Source organism: Arenibacter amylolyticus, from assembly GCF_002150785.1.
Lineage (GTDB): Bacteria > Bacteroidota > Bacteroidia > Flavobacteriales > Flavobacteriaceae > Arenibacter > Arenibacter amylolyticus.
Genome location: NZ_MTAZ01000080.1, coordinates 1 through 6442, shown reverse-complemented (window position 1 = coordinate 6442; position 6442 = coordinate 1). Strand labels below are relative to the sequence as shown.

Below are 6442 nucleotides of genomic sequence, written 5' to 3'. Positions count from 1 at the left end.
AATCAGTGAATCCCCCTCATTGTTTCATTGCTACATTTTCACATGGCCTCCCTATTTCCAAATTGGCTAATTTCCAAATTGTCAAATCAGTGAATCACCCTCATTGTTTCATTGCTACATTTTCACATGGCCTCCCTATTTATGGGGTAGCAATGTAAACCTCACCTCGGTGTGGTTTAAGGGCGTCTCTTACACCAATCATCTGGGATTCATTTACTACCAAGAACGCAATGGAATGCATCTCATGGATGTCCTGACTTCCAGTAATGCAGTTGTTTAGCTGTTTGGCAGAGCAGTATTCTTCTAGGTGGATTTTATGATGTACGGCAGTTTTTTGAGCGGCCTCTCCCCTAAAATCCCAAATTAATTTAATTCTTCTTTCCTCCATGTGGTAAAATTAATGAAAAAACGATATGAGGGTTGGTAAATATACCATTATCCAAATAGGTAGTTTTTGTTGACAAGAGGTATGATAATGGACCGTTGAGTTGATTCATTCTATGCGTGCCTGGGAATAAACCATTAAAGTTTGTGTTAAATTCAATGGATTTATTATAAAAATTGAGAACTTGCATAACGTTGTGATATTGTTAAATTTGCTGCATGCATTTTTTTGGAATGAAACTTAAAAGCTTACTGGGAATCATAGGGTGTGCGCTTCTTTTGGGCAGCTTTGTCTCCTGTGAGTCTCTGTTTAGGAGGGAGATGGATGGTGTGGCAATCGCTAGAGTGGGGGAGTCCTACCTCTACAAGGAAGATTTGGCTGCCTTGAGGTTAGACAATTTATCCAAAGAGGACAGTGCCTCTATGGTTAATAATTATATCAATAAATGGGCTTATAAGCAGTTGCTACTTGCTAAAGCAAAAATTAACCTTCCACAGGAAAAGGTGCAGGTGTTTGAAGATTTGGTGGCAGATTACCGGACAGATTTATATACTGGCGCTTATAAAGAAGCTTTGGTGCTAAGCTCACAAGATACGGTGATAACCGATTTTCAGCTAGCGGAGTTTTATGCTCGGGAAAAGGAGAATTTTAAATTAAGGGAACGAATTGTTCAATTAAGGTTTGTGGAGCTCCCCCTGCAGTTTATGGACAAGGAGCTTGTATCCAAAAAGTTACAGAGTTTTAAGGAAGATGATAGAGCCTATTTGGATTCTATAAGGGTCCAATTCAAAAAAATGAATTTTAATGATTCTCTATGGGTGGGAGTTAATAGGGTGATGGAAGAAATTAGGCCCTTAACCCCTGATAATCAGGCTAAGTACTTAAAAAAATCACAATTTTTTGAAATACAGGACTCTTTAGGGGTATATTTGACAAAGATTAATGATGTCCTGGAAATCAATGACATTGCTCCTCTTTCCTATGTTGAACCAACAATTAAACAGCTTCTTTTAAATAGAAGGAAGTTGAATTATATGAAGAAATTGGAACTCGAAATTATAGATGAAGCTATTAAAGATAAAGAATTTGAAGTGTATGAATAAGGTAATTAGAACAAGTCTTTCCCTTGCTGTATTAATGTTTATGGGGGCACTTAGTGCTCAAGAAACTGAAACGTTGCCAGATACACAGGTAGAACCCAACGAAATTAAAGTGGAAGATTCCTCCATTACTAAGAATGATTACAAGAATGATTTTAATAAAATAAAATTAGACGGAATTGCAGCTGTGGTAGGTGATTATGTGATTTTGGAATCGGATATTGAAAAAACGTTGATCGACCTAAAGAATCAGGGTGCTTCTACTGCAGATATTACCCGTTGTGGACTTTTGGGTAAATTGATGGAAGACAGATTGTATGCGCATCAAGCGGTACAGGATAGTATTCTGGTCTCCGATGATGAGGTGAACGCTACTGGTGATCATCAGCTTCAGCAGTTGGTGGCACAGATAGGATCTATGGAAAAGGTTCTTAAATATTATAAAAAAGAGGATGAGGCTAGTTTTCGTGAAGACCTTTATAAAATTAATAAGCTGAGAATGCTTTCCGAAAAAATGCAGAACAAAATTGTTTCGGAAGTAGAAATTACTCCAGAGGAGGTAAGGCAGTTTTTCAATAGAATTCCGGAGGATGAGCGTCCTGTTTTTGGTGCTGAGTTGGAAATTGCACAGATCGTAAAGGAACCAAAGGCTTCCGAGGAGGAGAAGCAACGAGTGATAGACCAATTGAATGAAATTAGGGCAGATGTAATCGATAACGGTGCTAGTTTTAATGTGAAGGCCATTTTGTACTCCCAAGATCCTGGATCTAAATCCAAGGGCGGTTTTTATAGCATGACCAGGGAAACTCCTTTTGTGAAGGAGTTTAAGGATGTTGCCTTTAGTTTAAGGGAAGGAGAGATCTCCGAACCCTTCGAAACCGATTTTGGATATCACATTATTTTAGTTGAAAAAATTAGAGGTAGGGAGTTAGATTTAAGACATATTCTAATAAGCCCAGAAATTTCCCAATCGGAATTGGAGAAGGCGAGGAAAGAATTGGATAGTATACGTCAGGGAGTAATGGACGGTAAATTTACTTTTGCGGAAGCAGCCCTTAATTTCTCCGATGAGAAGGAAACTAAATATGATGGAGGTTTATTGCGGAATCCGGCCGACTTCAGTTCTAGGTTCGAGCTGACCAAGATGGAGCCTTCCCTGTATAATCAGGTAAGGAATATTAAGGATAATGAGATTTCTAGACCTATTTTGGAAAACGACCCAAGGGGTGGCGGACCAAAATACAAGATCATGAAGATCACCAATCGCTATGATGAACATGTGGCCGATTTCTCCCAAGACTATATAAAAATCCAGGAATTGGCCCTGAGAGAAAAGCAGTTCAAGGCCATCAAAAAATGGATGGAGAAGCACATTAAGGATACCTACGTAAGTGTAAACGCAGCAAATAGGGAATGCGACTTTGCCAATAATTGGTTAAAGGAATAAGGGCATGTCAGATGTAGCGGCAATTAAAAACTTAGTAGTAAAACACCAAGAACTTAAAAAGGAAATAGCCAAGGTTATTATCGGGCAAGAGGAGGTGGTAGATCAATTGCTACTTTCCATTTATACCGGAGGTCACTCCTTGTTAATTGGGGTGCCCGGATTAGCTAAGACCTTAATGGTGAATACCATATCCATGGCGCTGGGGCTCAATTTTAAACGCATTCAGTTTACCCCAGACTTAATGCCAAGCGATATTTTAGGCAGTGAGGTCTTAGATCAAAATAGGAACTTTAAATTTATAAAGGGACCTGTATTTGCTAATATTATCCTCGCAGACGAGATTAACCGTACCCCGCCTAAAACCCAAGCGGCCTTATTAGAGGCCATGCAAGAGCGTTCGGTTACCATCGCAGGGAATTCTTATAAGTTAGATGAGCCCTATTTTGTGTTGGCTACTCAAAACCCCATAGAGCAAGAGGGAACCTATCCCTTACCTGAAGCCCAATTAGACCGTTTCATGTTTGCCATGGAATTACAATACCCCTCTGTAGAGGAGGAGATACGTGTGGTTAAGGCTACTACTTCGGATACGCAGCAAAAGATAACCCCCATGTTTACTGCGGCCGAAATCCTCGAAATTCAACATTTAGTAAGGAGGATTCCCGTACCAGATAAGGTGGTGGAATACGCGGTGGAATTGGTAAATAGTACCCGACCTAAAATAGAAGGGGCATCCAATTTTGTAAAGCAATATTTAGATTGGGGAGCAGGTCCCAGGGCTTCTCAAAATTTAATTCTGGCTGCTAAGGCCCATGCGGCGGTAAACGGAAAGTTTTCCCCCGATATTGAGGACGTTAAAGCTGTGGCAATGGGGATTTTAAGGCATAGAATCATTAAAAATTACAAGGCAGAAGCCGAAGGTATATCGGAGACCGATATTATTGAAAAGCTGATGTAATAATTTTTAGGTATTTGGGGCGCTTACTTGCTATAAAAAGGCCCTAGGAATTGCATTTGGGATTGGTTTAGGGCATTCTTTTTTGCAATCGTGTAAAATTGGGCTAATCTTTGTTTAAAAGTTTTATTAAATTGGTGTATTTTCTTAATTTTGAAAAATTACGATAACTCAAAATATTATATATAATGGCATTCGATATTGATATGATTAGAAAGGTGTATGCTACAATGGCAGAGCGTGTAGATAAAGCTCGTAGTATTGTTGGCAAGCCTTTGACCCTTTCGGAGAAAATTCTTTACGCCCATTTATGGGACGGGAATCCAACCGTAGCATTCAACAGAGGTAAGGATTATGTAAATTTTGCTCCTGATAGGGTTGCATTGCAAGATGCTACTGCACAGATGGCATTGCTTCAGTTTATGCAAGCAGGGAAATCTAAGGTAGCAGTGCCAACCACCACTCACTGTGATCATTTAATACAAGCCAAACAAGGAGCTGCACCAGACTTATTGCGTGCTAATGAGGTGAGTCATGAAGTTTTTGATTTTCTGGAGTCTGTATCCAACAAATACGGAATCGGATTTTGGAAGCCAGGCGCAGGAATCATTCACCAGGTGGTATTGGAAAATTATGCCTTCCCTGGAGGACTTATGATCGGTACCGATTCGCATACGGTAAACGCCGGTGGGTTAGGAATGGTTGCTATTGGTGTAGGAGGAGCCGATGCGGTAGATGTAATGGCCGGAATGCCTTGGGAACTTCGTTTTCCTAAATTAATTGGTGTTAAATTAACCGGGGAGCTCAATGGTTGGACGGCTTCCAAAGACGTAATTTTAAAAGTAGCCGAAATTCTTACCGTGAAAGGTGGAACTGGTGCTATTGTAGAATATTTTGGACCAGGTGCAAAAAATCTTTCTTGTACAGGAAAAGGAACCATTTGTAATATGGGGGCCGAAATAGGGGCTACCACTTCTACCTTTGGTTATGATGATGCTATGGAGCGTTTCTTACGTGCTACGGATAGAGAAGAAGTGGCCGATGAAGCTAATAAAATTAAAGAATACCTAACCGGAGATGACGAAGTATACGAAAATCCGGAACAGTATTTTGATCAAGTTATAGAAATAGATCTTTCTACTTTAAGACCACTATTGAACGGTCCGTTTACTCCAGATCTTGCTACTCCAGTAGGGGAGTTAGGAGAAAAGGCTCGTGCTAACGATTGGCCATTAAAAGTAGAGTGGGGATTAATCGGTTCTTGTACCAACTCTTCCTATGAAGATTTAACACGTGCTGCATCCATTGCTCAACAGGCTATTGATAAGAAATTGAAACCTAAGAGCGATTTTGGAATAAATCCGGGATCGGAACAAATACGATTTACCGCAGAGCGTGATGGACTCCTAAAGACTTTTGAGGATATTGGAGCTACTATCTTTACCAATGCCTGTGGACCCTGTATTGGTCAGTGGGATCGAAGTGATATGTTGGGAGATCAAAAAAATACCATTGTACATTCCTTTAATAGAAACTTCTCTAAACGTGCAGATGGGAACCCAAACACCCATGCTTTTGTAGGTTCTCCAGAAATGGTTGCCGCAATTGCTATTTCAGGGCGATTGGATTTTGACCCGATGAACGACACCCTGATCAACGAGGATGGGGAAGAAGTGAAATTGGATGTGCCAAGAGGTATAGAGTTGCCACCCTTGGGCTTCGAAGTAGATGATAACGGATACTTGGCTCCTAAAGAGGACGGAAGCTCTGTAGAAGTAGTAGTAGACCCAAAGAGTGAGAGACTACAGTTGTTAGAGCCTTTTGAGCCGCTAACCGAAGCAGAGCTGCAAGGAGTAAAACTTCTGATTAAAGTAGATGGTAAGTGTACTACAGATCACATCTCCATGGCCGGACCTTGGTTAAGGTACCGTGGACACTTGGATAATATAGCGAACAATACCTTAATTGGTGCGGTGAACTATTTTAATAAGAAGACCAACTTTGTTAAGAATCAATTGACAGGGGAGTACGAAGGCGTGCCAGATGCACAGCGTGCCTATAAAGCTGCAGGGGTTAGAACCATTGTAGTAGGAGACCATAACTATGGTGAAGGTTCTTCTAGAGAACATGCCGCCATGCAGCCAAGACACTTGGGAGTTGCTGCGGTATTGGTGAAATCTTTTGCACGTATCCATGAGACCAACCTTAAGAAACAAGGGATGTTGGGGCTTACTTTTGCCAATGAAAAAGACTATGATCTTATTCAGGAAGATGATACTTTCAATTTCATTGACATTAATGAGTTTGCTCCAGACAAGCAACTTACTTTAGAATTGGTTCATGCAGATGGTAGCAAGGATCTTATAAAGTTGAATCATACCTATAACCAAACACAGATAGATTGGTTTAAGGAAGGCTCTGCCCTTAACGTGATTAAAAAGGAAAATGCCATTTAAGGCATTAGCTTAAATACATTTTTAAAAAAACTCCTGATCACCATCAGGAGTTTTTTTAGTTGTGTGCCGTGCATGGTAATTCGCTAGGTGGTGAAAGTC

The 6442-nt window shown here is 40.4% G+C and carries 5 protein-coding genes; 4 read left to right on the top strand and 1 reads right to left on the bottom strand.

The window, feature by feature from the left end:
- Positions 1–139: 139 nt before the first annotated feature.
- Positions 140–388, bottom strand: coding sequence for a hypothetical protein (locus BV214_RS16365; protein WP_086478569.1), 249 nt, complete (start codon positions 386–388; stop codon positions 140–142).
- 215 nt (positions 389–603) lie between these two features.
- On the opposite strand from BV214_RS16365, the gene BV214_RS16360 reads away from it, so the two are divergent.
- The 4 genes from BV214_RS16360 to BV214_RS16345 all read left to right on the top strand — a co-directional run bounded on the left by BV214_RS16360 (position 604) and on the right by BV214_RS16345 (position 6343).
- The gene (locus tag BV214_RS16360) at positions 604–1488 is read left to right on the top strand and encodes a peptidylprolyl isomerase (RefSeq protein ID WP_086478568.1); all 885 of its coding nucleotides are present in this window, start codon (positions 604–606) and stop codon (positions 1486–1488) included.
- The gene (locus BV214_RS16355; RefSeq protein WP_245806822.1) at positions 1481–2932 is read left to right on the top strand and encodes a peptidylprolyl isomerase; all 1452 of its coding nucleotides are present in this window, start codon (positions 1481–1483) and stop codon (positions 2930–2932) included. Before BV214_RS16360 ends, BV214_RS16355 begins: the two co-directional genes overlap by 8 nt.
- Positions 2933–2936: 4 nt before the next feature.
- Entirely contained in the window at positions 2937–3890 is a 954-nt protein-coding gene (locus BV214_RS16350) for an AAA family ATPase (protein WP_086478567.1), read from the top strand.
- Positions 3891–4075: 185 nt separating this feature from the next.
- Complete coding sequence (locus tag BV214_RS16345; RefSeq protein ID WP_086478566.1) at positions 4076–6343, top strand: aconitate hydratase; 2268 nt, start codon at positions 4076–4078, stop codon at positions 6341–6343.
- Positions 6344–6442: the final 99 nt, after the last annotated feature.

Coding starts and splice junctions, on each gene's coding strand:
- BV214_RS16355 (WP_245806822.1), top strand. CDS start 1,481: ATGAATAAGGTAATTAGAACAAGTCTTTCCCTTGCTGTATTAATGTTT.
- BV214_RS16360 (WP_086478568.1), top strand. CDS start 604: ATGCATTTTTTTGGAATGAAACTTAAAAGCTTACTGGGAATCATAGGG.
- BV214_RS16345 (WP_086478566.1), top strand. CDS start 4,076: ATGGCATTCGATATTGATATGATTAGAAAGGTGTATGCTACAATGGCA.
- BV214_RS16365 (WP_086478569.1), bottom strand. CDS start 388: ATGGAGGAAAGAAGAATTAAATTAATTTGGGATTTTAGGGGAGAGGCC.
- BV214_RS16350 (WP_086478567.1), top strand. CDS start 2,937: ATGTCAGATGTAGCGGCAATTAAAAACTTAGTAGTAAAACACCAAGAA.